We start from the raw sequence: 13,980 nt of genomic DNA on the forward strand, positions 1-13,980 counted from the left end.
CGACGCGTCGGTCGATCACCGCCCTGGGTCATTCAACGGGGGGAGTCGATCGCCGCCGGCTCGACGGGTCGGAGGAGGCCGTCGGGGTCGGGTCTCCCGGACCGGGGCGGGTCGGGGACTCGGGCTGCGACCGGGGCAGTGCTTCGATCGGCCTCGAACCCGAGTCCGGAGCCTCGGGACGCGCGTGAATGACGGGCAGCCTGATCCCCTCGGCGCGTGCCTCGGCCCTCGGGCCCGAGTCTCCCGACGGCGAGACGGTCGGATACGGCATCGCCAGGTCGCCGGGGGGGACCGGGACCTCGCTCCCCTCGAACACGGGGGGGCCGACCGGCTTCCCCCCTCTCCTGCGCGCCCGGACGTAGCGGGCGACCACCCAGGCCGCGAGCCCGACGGCCAGGATGACGGCCACGTAGTGCTGCACTTCCCGAATCCCTGCCTCGATCTGGAAGGCGAAGAACCAGCCGAGGGCGAACATCAAGGGGGTGCTCAGCATCACCGCGAAGAGGTCGGTGACGAGCAGTTTCAGCGGCGGATGCCGCAGGATCCCGGCCGTCAGGTACGCCGCCGTCCGGAAGCCGACCGCGAACCGGCCGACGATCAGGATCTTCAGGCCGTGCCGGGTGAAATACCCCTTGATCTGCTCCTCGCGGGCCCTCGTCAGGAATTTCCGGGTGAGCCGGAAGCCCAGGACCCGCTCCCCGTAGACGTAGCCGAGCCCGTAGACGATGAAGTCGCCGAGCAGGACGCCGAACACGCAGGAGCCGAAGGCCATCGGCCCCCACATGGCCCCCTTCCGCGAGAGGATCGCCGCCACGATGATCGGCACCTCCTCGGGCACGGGGAGCCCCAGGCCGCCGAGGACCAGGAGCAGGACGATCCCGATGTAGCCAAACCGCTCGATCAAGTCCTCGGCCAACGCCCCGCTCCCCGCGATGCTCGTCCCCTCGACCGTTGAACCCTGCCGGGATCCCCCCTCCCCTCGACGCTCGCCCCCGGTCGGGGGGCGGTGCTCAGTCGGCCCCGGCCCCGGCCGATGGGCCTCCCCCGGGCGGTTCGAACCCGAAGCGTCGGAGGATCGCCTGGCCTCGATCGCTCACGAGGAACGCGCAGAACGCCCCGGCCGCGGCCCTCCCCTCGCGATCGGCGACGATGCCGAGGTACTGGTCGATCGGGTCGTGCAGGCCGGGCGGGACCGGCTCCCATCGGATCGACGGGTCGGGGACCAGGGACCGCGCGATCAGGCCCGCCTCGGCCTGCCCCGACCGGACGAACTGGGCGGCATTCTGGATCGACTGGCCGAACACGATCTTCGGCTCCAGCGCGTCCCAGAGCCCGGCGTTCTGCAACGCCTGGCGGGCCGCCATGCCGTACGGGGCGTGGTCGGGATTGGCCAGCGCGATGCTCCGGATCGACGGGTCGCTCAGGGCGTCGAGCCCCTCCCCGACCTCCGGCAACGACCGGGCGAAGGCCAGCACCAGGGGGCCCCTCGCGTAGGGTCGGACCGACCCGGGCTCGATCGCCCCCGAATCGGAAAGCCGCCGCACGTACTCGCGATTGGCCGACAGGAAGACGTCGTAAGGCGCCCCCTGCTCGATCTGCCGGGCCAGTTGCCCCGAGGAGCCGAGGATGGGGACCACCCGGACCCCCTCGCCCGCCTCGAACGCCTCGGCGAGCTCGGGCATCGCCGCGTACAGGTCGCTGGCCGCCGCGACCCGGATCTCGGGCAAGGCAGCGTCGGCCCGGGGGCGGTCGCACCCGACGAACACGAACCCGGCGACGACCCCGCTCGCCATCAGCACCAGCAAGGCCAGGAACCAGGAACCATACGCCCGCACGCCACCCCCTCTTGTCTTCCGAGGTTCACCGCCCCGGCCGGGAGCCGACCGGAACGCAACCGAGTCGACCGGGCCTTCTGCGGAGTTTCCCCACTATAACGCAAGGACGCCCCGGCGGGCGACCGCCGTCGGGGCAGCGTCGCGGAAATCGTCGCCCCGGCCGAAACGCCCCCCCTCCCCTGGGCGTCTTGCAGTGCTGCGATTGCGTCCTCACCCGGGGTTCGGGTATCACCATACACAAACGAGCCGGGCCGGGCCTCGGGAGCGTCCCGGTCGGCAACCGATTCAGAGGAGAGGACGTGGCGATCGCATGAAGACGGACCAGTTCCTCAAACACTACGGGATCACCGGCAACCCGTTCAGCGAGGAGGACGCCCAGACCGACACGGTCTTCAAGAGCGGCTGCCTCTGGACGATCCACCACCCCGCCTGGGACAAGTTCTTCGGCAGCCCGGCCGAGCCGTCGACCGCGCTCGTCTTCGGCGAGAAAGGCAGCGGCAAGACCGCCATGCGGCTCCAGGCCATCGCCGAGCTGGAGACCTTCAACAAGGAACACCCCGATTCCCGCGTCCTCGTCATCTCGTACGACGAGTTCAACCCCTTCCTCGACCACTTCCGCACCGCCATCAGGGCCAAGGACACCGCCTCGGCCCTGACCCGATGGAAGCTCCATGACCACATGGACGCCATCCTCTCGCTCGGCGTCACGCAGCTCGTCGACCGCCTGACCGAGGAGCGGACCGACCTGACCCGGCTCTCGCTCGATCGCCGCCGCGACCTCCTCCTGCTGGCCGCGCTCTACGACTCCTCGACCGGCGAGCCGATCGACCGCCGCTGGGACCGCCTCCGCCGCCGGTCCGGCTTCCGGCCCCTCTGGAGCCGCCGCGACCTGCAAATCGGCATCGGCGTCACCGTGATCGTCGCGTTGATGCTCGTGGCCTTCGATGCCCTGCGGAGCTGGTCGATCACCCCCTGGCTCGTCGGCCTGGTCGCCCTCGGCTGGCTCTACTGGGGGTGGCGCCTGCTCCAGGCCGAGTTCCGCGCGCGGGACATCCGCAAGGCCCTCCGGGTCCTGAGCCGCGACCCCTCCGCCCTCCGCTGGGAACTGCTCTGGTTCCGACCGACCGAATTGGCCGGCCAGCCGATGCCGACCGCATCGAAGGGCGGGGTCGGCGAGGAACGGTTCGAGCTGCTCCGGAAATTCCAGAGCGTCCTGAAGGACCTCGGCTACGGCGGGATCATCGTCCTGGTCGACCGGGTGGACGAGCCGCAGGCGATCGAAGGGGACCCGCGCAAGATGCGGGCCCTGGTCTGGCCGTTGCTCGATCACAAATTCCTCCGCCATCCGGGGATCGGCCTGAAACTCCTGCTCCCGATCGAGCTGGCCTACTACCTCGACAAGATGGACAAGGAGTTCTACGACCGCGCCCGGCCCGACAAGCTGAACATGATCAAGCCCTTGCGCTGGACCGGCCCGTCGCTCTACGACCTGGCGACCGACCGCCTCCGCGCCTGCGCCACCGACGGCCAGCCGAGCAACGGCAGCCCCCGGCTCCGGCAGTTCATCGACGAATCGGTGGCCGACGACGCCCTGAAAGACGCCCTCGGGCACCTCCGGACCCCCCGGCAGCTGTTCAAGTTCCTCCACCGCCTGATCGAGGAACACTGCCACCGCCACACCGAGGACAACCCCCGCTGGTCCGTCGACCAGGACACCTTCCGCTCGGTCTACTCCGACCACATGCGGAGCATCGACGCCTTCGACCGCGGCTACGGCCACGGCTGATCGCGTCCTCTTCCTCGACACATCGAAGGACTCCCATGCCCGAACCGAAGCAGGATGCCGGTCAGCAGATTGCCCAGATGCTGACCGGCTACTGGATCAGCCAGTCGATCTACGTCGCCGCCAAGCTGGAGCTGGCCGATCGGGTCGCCGACGGCCCGAAGTCGCCGGAGGAGCTGGCCGAGGGCGTCGGCGTCGATGCTCGATCGCTCCATCGGCTGCTCCGAGCCCTGGCGAGCGTCGGCGTCTTCGTCGAGGACGACCAGGGCCGCTTCGACCAGACCCCCGCCTCGGAGGCCCTCCGCCGCGACGTGCCCGGCTCGAAGTGGGCCGTCGCCGTGATGTTCGGCGAGGAGCATTACCAGGCCTGGGGCAAGCTCCTGGACTGCATCCGGACGGGGCAGACCGGCTTCGAGATGGTCTACGGCCAGCCGATCTTCCCCTACCTGGCCGAGAATCCGGAACCCGCCCGGGTCTTCGACGCCGCCATGACGAGCATCCACGGTCGCGAGACCGATGCGATCCTCGACGCCTATGACCTCTCCGGGGTCGACACCCTTGCCGACATCGGCGGCGGCAACGGCACCATGCTCCTGGGCGCCCTTCGACGGTACCCTTCCCTGAAGGGCCTGCTCTTCGACCTCCCCGGGGTCGTCGACCGGGCCCGCCCCGCCATCGAGGCCGCCGGGCAGGCTGGCCGTTGCGAGGCGATCGGCGGCGACTTCTTCCGATCCATCCCCCCGGGGGTCGATGCCTACCTGCTGCGGCACATCATCCACGACTGGGACGACGACCAGGCGACGCTCATCCTCCGCAACATCCGCGAGGCCATGCGCAGCGATTCCCGCGTCTTGATCGCCGAGGCGATCGTCCCGCGCGGCAACGACCCGGCGTTCGTCAAGCTGCTCGACCTGAACATGCTCGTCATGCCCGGCGGGCTGGAACGGACCGAAGTCCAGTACCGGAGCCTGCTTGCCGGTGCCGGCCTGACGCTCGATCGAATCGTACCGACTTCCGGCGGCGTCGACGTCATCGAATGCCGTCCGGCCTGAGTGCCCGATCACGGCCCGGCGCCTGGCCTCGGCGCCGGGCCGTCGTTACACTGTCTAAGATATGGATGTTCAGACTGGCCCCCGATGTCCGGGCGTCCGGCGTCGGGGGGCCTCACGCGAGATGTCCGATCCTGATCCGATCAACCAGCAGGGAGGGATGCCGGATCGGCCCCAATGCAGCGCCCGGGGAGGCGGAGCATGAGCGGCAGCGAATCAGGCTCGGCAGGCGATGCAGGGCGCCTCGCGTTGGCGTTCGAGGAAGGCACGCTCGTCGTCGAGGGCTTGCCGGAACACGACTCACGCGGGCTCCCCGGCCTGCAGTTCGATCCTCGCCGCCGCGGCATCTACCGCGCCCCGGCGATCTGGTACCGCGAGATTGTCCAGCACCTGCGCGATCACGGCATCCCCTACGACGATCACGCCCGCGACTACCAGGGGAAGACCCCCTGGAGCATCCGTGTCGATAAACCTGCCTTCCCGCACCAGACCGAGGCCCTGGACGCCTGGTCGTCGGCCGGGATGCGTGGCGTGGTCGTCCTGCCCACCGGCACCGGCAAGACGCACATGGCCAACCTGGCCATCCACGCGGCCCAGCGGCCGACCCTGGTCGTGACGCCGACCATCGACCTGATGAACCAGTGGTTCGACGAGCTGACCCTCTGCTTCGACGTCGAGGTCGGCCTGCTCGGCGGCGGCTATTACGAAATCAAACCTTTGACGGTGACGACCTACGATTCGGCCTACATGAACATGGACCGGATCGGGAACAAGTTCGGCTTGCTCGTCTTCGACGAGTGCCACCACCTGCCCGGCCCGACCTACGGCCTGGCCTCCACCTGCGCCATCGCCCCGTTTCGCCTCGGCCTGACGGCGACCCCCGAGCGGGCCGACAACGCCCACGAGCAGCTCGACCGCCTGATCGGCCCGATCATCTACCGCAAGGAGATCACCCAGCTCCGCGGCCAGTTCCTCGCCGATTACCGCGTCGAGACCCAATATGTGAACCTGAGCGAGGAAGAGCAGTACCGCTACGAGTCGTGCCGCGAGGTCTATCGCACCTTCACCCGCGACCACGGCATCGACTTCCGCAGGCCCGACGCCTGGGGCCAGTTCCTCCGCCTCGCCTTCCGATCCCCCGAGGGGCGGATCGCCTATCAGGCCTATCGCGAACAGCGCGAGCTGGCCCTGGCCGCCCCGGCGAAGCTGCAACTGCTGGGCCGGCTGCTCGACCACCACCACGGCGACCGCATCATCATCTTCACGCACGACAACGCGACCGTCTATCAGATCGCCCGGCGATTCCTGGTCCCGGTCATCACCCATCAGACCAAGACCAAGGAGCGCAGGGAGGTCTTGCTGCGATTCAACGACGGCCGCTTCCCGATCGTCGCCACCAGCCGGGTCCTGAACGAGGGGGTGAATGTCCCCGAGGCGAACGTGGCCATCATCCTCTCGGGCACCGGATCGGTGCGTGAACACGTGCAACGGCTCGGGCGCATCCTCCGCAAGCGGGGGGACAAGGAGGCGGTCCTCTACGAAGTGATCACGCGAGGGACCGTGGAAGAGTTCACCTCCAGCCGTCGCCGCAAGCACAGCGCCTACGGCGGGGGCTGACGACGGGACCAGGATTGCCACCGGGAGCGTTGAAATCATGTTCGGTGTTCGATCGAGCGGTTCTCGACGAATCGACCTGCGGATGGTGCTGCGGCTGGCGGTCTTCGTGAGTGGCATCGGACTGCCCACGTCCGCCCCCGCCCAGGCCGACCGCTACGAGCTGGGCCGCCGCCTCCGCGCCTTCGAAGCTCGCTGGGAACAACCCGCCGATCCCGATGCCCGGCGCAACGCCGCGCAGGCGCTCGACGCCTCGGTCAAGGACTTCTTCCGCTTCCGGTTCGACGAGGCGGCCCGGGCGATGACGCGGGCCACCCGGCTGCTCGACGGCGGCGCGAGCATCCCTGACCCGGTCCGGTGGGCCGATGCCCAGGCAATCCGGCCCTCCCGCCGGCTGATCGAACGCGGCACCGCGACGATCGAGGCCACGATCAGCCCCTCCTATCCGGTCGAGGTCGAGGCCCCGGATAGGGCGATCGCCCGCATCTCCGTCGCCATCGAGGGGCAGGAGGACGCTCGCTCGCCGGTCGAGGTCGCGATCGAGGAAGGGGAACAACGCATCGAGGTCCCGACCGCCGATCTCCCCGAGGGGGATCATCACCTGATCCTCGACGTGATCGCTTCAGGTCAAAACATCGCTCAGAGCCGATCCGTTCTGTCGGTCGTCGTCCGCCTGGCCGATCGCCTGGACGTCGCCCAGGCCACCCTCGCCACCTGGGCCGACACCGATCCCCGGGTCACCACCGACCTCGCGACGGCTCGCCAATCGCTCCAGATCCTCACCAACCTTGCCGGCGGGGGAGCCCCGGAGACGGACATCGACGCCTCGGCATTGATGACCGATCTGGAATCGTTGCTCTCCTCCCGGAACGACGATGCCCCTCATCACGGCCCCGATCGCACGGGATCGTTCCGCATGACCCTGGTGGCCCCGGGAGGCCGCCTGATCCCGTCACGCGTGTTCGTCCCCGGGACGATCGCGGAGGGAGACCCGGCCCCTTTGGTCGTGGCCCTGCATGGCATGGGCGGCAGCGAGAATCTGTTCTTCGACGGCTATGGCCGGGGCGCCGTCGTCGAGCATTGCCGGGAGCGCGGATGGCTGCTGGTCAGTCCCCGACGCGGGCCGATCGGGTCGGGACCGATCAGGGAGGTGGTCGAGGCGATGGCGTCCCTCTACCCGGTCGACCGCTCCCGGGTCTTCCTGGTGGGGCATTCCAGCGGGGCGGCCCAGGCCATCGAGGCGACCGTCCGGCACCCGGATCGCTACGCGGGAGTGAGTGCGCTCGGCGGCGGAGGACGCATCGCCGAGGTGCCAGGCCTGACGCAGGTTCCCATGTTCATCGGCATTGGCGATCTTGATTTCATGCTCGAATCGGCTCAGAATCTCCGTGATGAGCTGAGCCGGATCGGTGCCGATCGGGTCGAGTATCGTGTCTACCCCGACATCGAGCATCTTGTCATCGTCCAGGTTGCGCTGCCAGACACGTTCAGATTCTTCGACGCAGTCATGTCGAGCAATGTTGGAGCGAACGAACGTTGACCAACCCTCGTTCGAAACCATCGAGGCGGCATCAGGTCATCATCTGGACCATCCTGGTGGTAGTTTGGGGGTTTCTGGTGATTACGATCATCGGCCCCCCCTGGAAGCGGTTCATGCCCCCGGAGGGAATGAAGTCGATCGACGACCTGATCGCCGCGTTGCCCGAGACGTATTGCTTCGCGGCGGTCGAGCACGAGGGGACGCCGTATGTCGTCTGGGTCGGGAGGCCCCGGGGGCCGATCGTCTCCGGCCCTCCGGTCTGCGTGTTCGACACGGACGGCCGCCTGGTCGATTGGTCGGGTGACACGGGCGACTCGAACAACCGGTTCGTGCGGGAGATGCATGCCCTGGCGTTCCGATCGGACCCGATCAGCAAGGACGAGGCGCTTGCCCTCTGCCGGCCGTGACGCGATCGGCGACGCCCCGGCCCCGAAGGCCGGGGCGGGGCGTCGCCGGGTCGAACGCTGCCGCCGGGGTCAGAAGGTCCCGGCGTCGATCGGGCCGTCGGCGACGGCGGCGAGGTTCTCGAACCGCATGAAGTTCTTCAGGAAGGTGAGCTTCACGCTATCGGTCCGGCCGTTTCGGTTCTTGGCGACGATCAGCTCGGCAATACCCGGCTGGTCGTTCGGGTCGTAATATTCGGGGCGGTGCAGGAGGAGCACGAGGTCGGCGTCCTGCTCGATCGCACCCGACTCGCGGAGGTCGGCCATGCGGGGGCGGCGGTCCTCGCGATTCTCGACGCCTCGGTTGAGCTGGGAGAGGGCGACGACGGGCACGTTCAGCTCTCGGGCGAGCGTCTTGAGGCGGCGGCTGATCTTGGCAATCTGTTCCTGCCGGCTGTCGCGCCCCTCGCCCGAGTCGGGTTCGATGAGCTGGATGTAGTCGACCATGATCAGGCCGAGATCCTGGCTGGTCTTGGCCTGGCGGAGCTTGATCCGGCGGGCATTGGCCGTGATCTGGAGCATGTTGCGGGTCGGCGTGTCGTCGATCAGGACGGGGGCACCGGCCCGGAGTTCGTCATAGGCCCGGCCGAGCATGGTCATGTCGCGCTGATTGAGCCCCTGGCCGGTCCGGAGCTTGTGGCCGTCGACCTTGGCCCGGGCGCCGAGCATCCGGTCGGCGATCTCCAGCTTGCCCATTTCGAGCGAGACGAACAGGACCGCCTTGTTCTGGGTCAGGGCCACGTTCTCGCAGATGTTCAGGGCAATGGCCGTCTTACCCATACTCGGGCGGGCGGCGAGGATGATGAGCTGCGACCCCTGGAACCCCGTGGTGATGTCGTCGAGGTCGAGCAGGCCGCTGGCGGTCCCGGTGATCGGGTGCCGCGACTCGGAACGCAGCGCGATCCGGTCCATCGCCTCGGTGACGATGTCCTGCAGGTCGACCGTCTCGCCCGTGGCCTGCTCCTCGGCGATCCGGAAGACCTGGCGCTCGGCGTTCTGGAGGACCTCGTCGGCTGACTTGATGCTGTCGTAGCTGTCCTTGAGGATCTCGTGGGCGCCGCCGATGAGCTGGCGGAGCACCGACTTCTCGCGGACGATGACCGCGTAGTGCAGGGCGTTGGCGGCGTGGGGGACGCTGTTGATGATCGAGCCGATCAGCTCGTCGCCGCCGAGGCGATCGTATTGCTCGCGGCGCTGGAGTTCCTCGGCCAGCAGCAGGGTGTCGACGGGTCGTCCGAGGTCGTACAGCTCGCGGATGACGGTGTAGAGCGTCTGGTGGGCGTCGCGGTAGAAGTCGTCGGGGCGGAGCAAGGGGACGACGTCGTGGAGGACTTCGTTGTCGAGCAGGATCGAGCCGAGCACGCCCCGCTCGGCTTCGAGGTTCTGGGGCGGCAGGCGGTCGTCGGGCGGGGCCGACGACGGGGCGGCGTTCCGGGGGTGATGACCGTTGCCGTGACCATTGGCGTAGGGGGACATCAGCAGGCAGCTCCGACCGATCGCGGGCGGCGAATGGCCGGGCCGATCCCTCGCCGGATCAAGCCAAGAGCGGGCGATCGCCGCAGGGCCGAATCCATGGCTCTTCGAGACGTAAGGGAGGCTGCGGTTCGGCCGGCCGACAACCAGGGGAAGTGATCGGCCGGATCACGGCACCAACACCACGAAAAAGGGGCGTCTCCGACCCGAGACACGTCGACAGACGCCCACTTTCCGTCACGATCATGCGCGGAGCTTCAGGCCCGAAGCAAGCGACTCGGGGAGAGGGAGCCGATCAGGCCCCCCCCTCGTCCCCCTCGATGTGGGTCGGGACCACCCAGAGCTTGACCTCGCCGGTGATCTCCATGCCCAGGTGGATCGGGATGCTGTAGAAGCCGAGCTCCTTGAGCGGCCCCTCGATCCGGACGCTCTCGGCGTCGATCTGGACGCCATCGGTCGCCAGGGCGGCCGCGATCTGCTGGGCGTTGACCGAGCCGTAGAGGTGGCCTTCCTCGTTGGCATTGGCCTCGATGGTGATCGAGCGCTGCGAGAGCTGCGCGGCGAGGGTCTGGAGGTCGGACCGCTTGGCCTCTTCCAGGGCCTTGAGCCGCGAGCGGTGCTTCTCGACGATCCGCAGGTTGTGCGGGGTGGCGAAGGTGGCGAGCCCCTGCGGCAACAGGAAGTTGCGCGCGTAGCCCGGCCGCACCTTGACCAGGTCGCCCGGCTCGCCGAGCTTGGCGACCTTGTTGGTCAGCAGGACGTGCATGTAGCCGTTCTTCGGGCGGGTCGGGTGGTTGTGCCGGCGTTCCCAGCCCGGGCGCCGGGCCGCGCCGAGGATCGCCTGGGCGGCCTGGCTCTGGGACTGGGTGTGGGACTTGGCCCGGGCGGCCTTGGCGGCGGCCTTGGCCTGCTTGGTCTTGCTCGTGGTCTTGGCCATGATGTCGCGTCCTCGTCTCGTCGGGCGGCGCGAGCCCTGCGCCGTCGGCGGGTCGGGCCGTGCAATCGCCTTGCGGTTGCGTGGTACGGGTCGGGTCAGAACGGGATATCCTCGTCGCCTTGGTCGTCGTGGCTGGGGGCCGGCCGGCGAGGAGGAGGGGCATAGGGTCGGGGGCCGGAGCCGTTGGCGGCCCCTCGGGGCTCGCCGTGATCGGGGGCGGCCCGTCGGGGTTCCCGGGCCGGGGGGTCATCATACTCGACATCGTGCCGGGGAGGCGAGCCGCCGGAGTCGTCGGACCCTCGGCGGCTGTCGAGGAACTGGACGCGATCGGCCTCGACCTTGATCTTCGTCCGCCGCTCGCCGCTGTTGCGGTCTTCCCAGGAATCCATCTTCAGGAACCCGTCGACGTGGATCTGGCTGCCCTTCTTGAGGTACTGGCAGCAGTTCTCGGCCTGGCGGTTCCAGACGGTGATGTCGATGTAGAGGGTCTCCTCGCGGCGGTCCCCGTCTTTGGTATTGTAGACGCGGCTGGTGGCCAGGCGAAGGTCGCTGACCGGGGCCCCGCTGGGGGTGTAGCGCAGCTCGGGGTCATGGGTCAGGCGTCCGATCAGGAACACCTTGTTGAAGTCGGCCATCGAGACGAACCTCCCCGGCTCCGGACCGGTGGGTCACGGCGGATTGCGGACGGGACGCGGACGCACAACACTAAACGGTTGTCACCTTGGAAGAACCGTACCACATGGACCCGCCGGACACAAGCGAAGAAGTCGAACCGGGATGGGCCACCCCGGTCCGGACGCGGACGGATCAGTCGCGGTCGCGATCCCGGTCGCGGTCTCGGCCGCGACGCTCGCCGCGGTCTCCCCGGTCGCGGCGATCGCGGCGATCGTCGTCCTCGGGCGGGCCGCTCTCGTCGGTCGGGGTGAAGGACATGGCCTGCGTGACCAGGTGATCGACCAGCTTCGGGTGGACCTTGAGGATCAGCTCGCGGACCACCAGCTCGTCGAGGTGGAGGTCGGAAACCAGTTCCTTCAGCTTGTCGCCCTCGACCCGGAAGAAGGTCAGCAGGTAGCTGCCCTTCTTGTGGGGGCCGATCTGGTAGGCGAGGCGGCGGTCGTCCCACTGGCGGCTGGCGACGATCTCGGCCTGATGCTTCTGCAAGAGGTCGTGGACGTGCCGCTCCGACTCCTCCCAGGAGGAGGCGACCTTGGTGCTGTCGAGCAGGAACATACCCTCGTACGTATTGACCGGCACGGCGGACTCCTCAAGGACAAAAAGGGGCTCCGTGGAGCGTCGGCGGGGGGCGGGGGCGAGGCGACCCGGGCGGGGGGCCCGGGCTCGTGGCCCGCCGGCGATGCCGACGCCCGTCGCTCCTCCCTTCGGAGCGACGGTGCTCGAAACCCGTCAGGACGTTGCGAAAAGGAAACGGTGTTGCGGGGAAGCGGGCAGGCCCGGCGGGCGGGTCAGCCGCCGGCCGCGTTGAAGCGGTTCATGGCGGCCTCGAGGCCCTGGGTCACCCAGACGGCGACGGCCTGCGTGGCCTCGATCAGGGCGTCGTCGATCGCGGGGCGTTCGGTGTTCCGCCATCGGCCGAGGACGTAGTCGGCGGCGTCGGCCGGGCCGGGGTCGCCGACCCCGATCCGGAGGCGGGGGAAGTCCTGGGTGCCGAGCTGGGCGATGATGTCCCGCAGGCCCTTCTGGCCCCCGTCGGAGCCCTTCGGGCGGATGCGGAGCTTGCCCAGCGGCAGGCTGATGTCGTCGCAGATGACCAGCAGGTCGGTCGCCGGATCGAGCTTGTAGAACTGGACAGCCTGCCGGACGCTCCGGCCGCTGAGATTCATGAAGGTCTGGGGCTTGAGCAGCAGGACGCGCCGGTAATCGATCTCGACCTCGGCCAGGAACCCGTCGAACTTGCGGGAGACGGCGGCCCCGGGGCTCCCCTGGGCCAGCCGGTCGAGCGCGTCGAAGCCGACGTTGTGGCGGGTCCCTTCGTACTTGGGGCCGGGGTTGCCGAGGCCGACCACGACTTTCCGATCGCTCATCATCTGCTGCCCTGAGACCGGCCCGAATCACGCGTGACCCGGGCCAGCACGCCGCGACGGGGCGAAGATTACTCGGACGAAGGCTCCTCACCGCCGGCCTCGGACTCGCCGGCCTCGCCCTCCTCATCCGAGGCGGCGGCGCCGCCGCCCGACCCGGCCTTCTTCTCGACGACGTGGACGAGCATGATGCTGTCATCGGCGTCGGTCGTCACGCCCTCGGGGAGCATCCCCTTGAGGTCCCGGACGAGGATCGCCTGGCCGAGGCCGAGGTCGCCGACCTCCAGCGTGATGACCTTGGGGATGGCCGTCGGCTTGGCCTTGACCTTCAGGCTGCGGACGATCTGCTCGAGCCGGCCGCCGAGGGCAAGGCCGGCGGGCTCGCCGTGCAGCTCGAGGGCCACCTCCGACTCGACCGTCTCGCCGGCGCTGACGCGGAGGAAGTCGAGGTGGATGATGTCCTTGCCCAGGTAATCCCACTGCACGTCGCGGACGACGGCCAGCTCGGTCGTGCCGTCCCAGGCGAGCTGGGCCAGGTGGATCGACCGCTTGAGCATCAGGGCCACATCGTCCTTCGACAGGGAGATGGGGACCGGGTCCTTCTTGTGCCCGTAGATGATCGCCGGTACGCGACCCTGGGCCCGCAGCTTCCGAGCGACTCGGCTGCCGGTGCCCTTGTTCTTCGCCGGGTCGCGCGGCTCGACCTGGATGGTAACCGCTTCGGCCATGGGTAGGGTGTCCGTCCCTCCGTCGCCGGGCCCGCCCATTCCGCGCCAAGCGGGACGGGCCGGAACGATCCGGATCGGGAGCTCGCAAAAGGTCCGAGAGAAACACGGCCCGGCCCGCGCCCGACCCAACCTTGCCTTGACCTGGGGGATCGAGCCGCGCCGGACCTGTCAGCAAAACGAAAAAAACGCCGCCCGCCGGGCCGCGCATCATGCGATTATGACGATCCTGCCCCCGACCCGCAAGACCCCAGCCCCGGCCGAACCCGCTCGGGCCGCCGGGACGCCGCCCGGCACGCCCGGGAGCGCCCCGACCAATCGACGTATCTTCTTTCGAGTTAAGACCAAGAGACGATCGCGTTGGGTTCGTTCCGGGAATGAGTCGCAGGCACCGTCGTCGCGGTCGCCCCGATATGCCTCCATGAGCCACCTCGGCGGCCGGGTGCGCCGTGGTGCGCCGAAGGGTGCGCCGCCAGGACGCGAGCCGGATCGTCGTAACCCGTTTCTCGGCAAGAGATTCCCGATCCGCGATTGGCTTCGTT

Annotated in this window: 13 protein-coding genes; 5 read left to right on the forward strand and 8 right to left on the reverse strand. The window is 68.8% G+C overall.

Annotation, left to right across the window (positions count from 1 at the left end):
• Nucleotides 1–28: 28 nt before the first annotated feature.
• Together AB1L88_RS24775 and modA are read right to left on the reverse strand one after the other, a co-directional pair.
• Complete coding sequence (locus tag AB1L88_RS24775; RefSeq protein WP_367099390.1) at nucleotides 29–916, reverse strand: VTT domain-containing protein; 888 nt, start codon at nucleotides 914–916, stop codon at nucleotides 29–31.
• A 94-nt stretch (nucleotides 917–1,010) separates the two neighbouring features.
• Nucleotides 1,011–1,835, reverse strand: coding sequence for a molybdate ABC transporter substrate-binding protein (gene modA, locus AB1L88_RS24780; protein WP_367099391.1), 825 nt, complete (start codon nucleotides 1,833–1,835; stop codon nucleotides 1,011–1,013).
• Nucleotides 1,836–2,145: 310 nt separating this feature from the next.
• Between modA and AB1L88_RS24785 the strand changes: the two genes are divergently transcribed.
• The 5 genes from AB1L88_RS24785 (at nucleotide 2,146) to AB1L88_RS24805 (ending at nucleotide 8,228) form a co-directional block, all read left to right on the forward strand.
• On the forward strand, nucleotides 2,146–3,621 hold the full coding sequence (locus AB1L88_RS24785) for a hypothetical protein (RefSeq protein ID WP_367099392.1): 1,476 nt from the start codon (nucleotides 2,146–2,148) through the stop codon (nucleotides 3,619–3,621).
• A 35-nt stretch (nucleotides 3,622–3,656) separates the two neighbouring features.
• Entirely contained in the window at nucleotides 3,657–4,670 is a 1,014-nt protein-coding gene (locus AB1L88_RS24790) for a methyltransferase (protein ID WP_367099393.1), read from the forward strand.
• A gap of 198 nt (nucleotides 4,671–4,868) precedes the next feature.
• Nucleotides 4,869–6,284, forward strand: coding sequence for a DEAD/DEAH box helicase family protein (locus AB1L88_RS24795; RefSeq protein WP_367099394.1), 1,416 nt, complete (start codon nucleotides 4,869–4,871; stop codon nucleotides 6,282–6,284).
• 37 nt (nucleotides 6,285–6,321) lie between these two features.
• Nucleotides 6,322–7,821 (forward strand): hypothetical protein, encoded by a 1,500-nt coding sequence (locus AB1L88_RS24800; RefSeq protein ID WP_367099395.1) that lies wholly within the window; start codon nucleotides 6,322–6,324, stop codon nucleotides 7,819–7,821.
• Complete coding sequence (locus tag AB1L88_RS24805) at nucleotides 7,818–8,228, forward strand: hypothetical protein (protein ID WP_367099396.1); 411 nt, start codon at nucleotides 7,818–7,820, stop codon at nucleotides 8,226–8,228. Before AB1L88_RS24800 ends, AB1L88_RS24805 begins: the two co-directional genes overlap by 4 nt.
• Nucleotides 8,229–8,297: 69 nt before the next feature.
• On the opposite strand, the gene dnaB is transcribed toward AB1L88_RS24805, so the two are convergent.
• The 6 genes from dnaB to AB1L88_RS24835 all read right to left on the reverse strand — a co-directional run bounded on the left by dnaB (nucleotide 8,298) and on the right by AB1L88_RS24835 (nucleotide 13,441).
• The gene (dnaB, locus tag AB1L88_RS24810) at nucleotides 8,298–9,740 is read right to left on the reverse strand and encodes a replicative DNA helicase (protein ID WP_367099397.1); all 1,443 of its coding nucleotides are present in this window, start codon (nucleotides 9,738–9,740) and stop codon (nucleotides 8,298–8,300) included.
• 292 nt (nucleotides 9,741–10,032) lie between these two features.
• On the reverse strand, nucleotides 10,033–10,674 hold the full coding sequence (gene rplI / locus AB1L88_RS24815; RefSeq protein ID WP_367099398.1) for a 50S ribosomal protein L9: 642 nt from the start codon (nucleotides 10,672–10,674) through the stop codon (nucleotides 10,033–10,035).
• A gap of 95 nt (nucleotides 10,675–10,769) precedes the next feature.
• Entirely contained in the window at nucleotides 10,770–11,309 is a 540-nt protein-coding gene (locus AB1L88_RS24820; protein ID WP_367099399.1) for a single-stranded DNA-binding protein, read from the reverse strand.
• Between the two features lie 172 nt (nucleotides 11,310–11,481).
• On the reverse strand, nucleotides 11,482–11,928 hold the full coding sequence (gene rpsF / locus AB1L88_RS24825) for a 30S ribosomal protein S6 (protein WP_367099400.1): 447 nt from the start codon (nucleotides 11,926–11,928) through the stop codon (nucleotides 11,482–11,484).
• Nucleotides 11,929–12,137: 209 nt separating this feature from the next.
• Nucleotides 12,138–12,716, reverse strand: a complete 579-nt coding sequence (gene pth, locus AB1L88_RS24830) for an aminoacyl-tRNA hydrolase (protein ID WP_367099401.1) — start codon at nucleotides 12,714–12,716, stop codon at nucleotides 12,138–12,140.
• 68 nt (nucleotides 12,717–12,784) lie between these two features.
• Nucleotides 12,785–13,441, reverse strand: a complete 657-nt coding sequence (locus AB1L88_RS24835) for a 50S ribosomal protein L25 (RefSeq protein WP_367099402.1) — start codon at nucleotides 13,439–13,441, stop codon at nucleotides 12,785–12,787.
• Nucleotides 13,442–13,980: the final 539 nt, after the last annotated feature.

Origin of the sequence: Tautonia sp. JC769, assembly GCF_040717455.1 — a bacterium.
Classification (GTDB): Bacteria; Planctomycetota; Planctomycetia; order Isosphaerales; family Isosphaeraceae; genus Tautonia.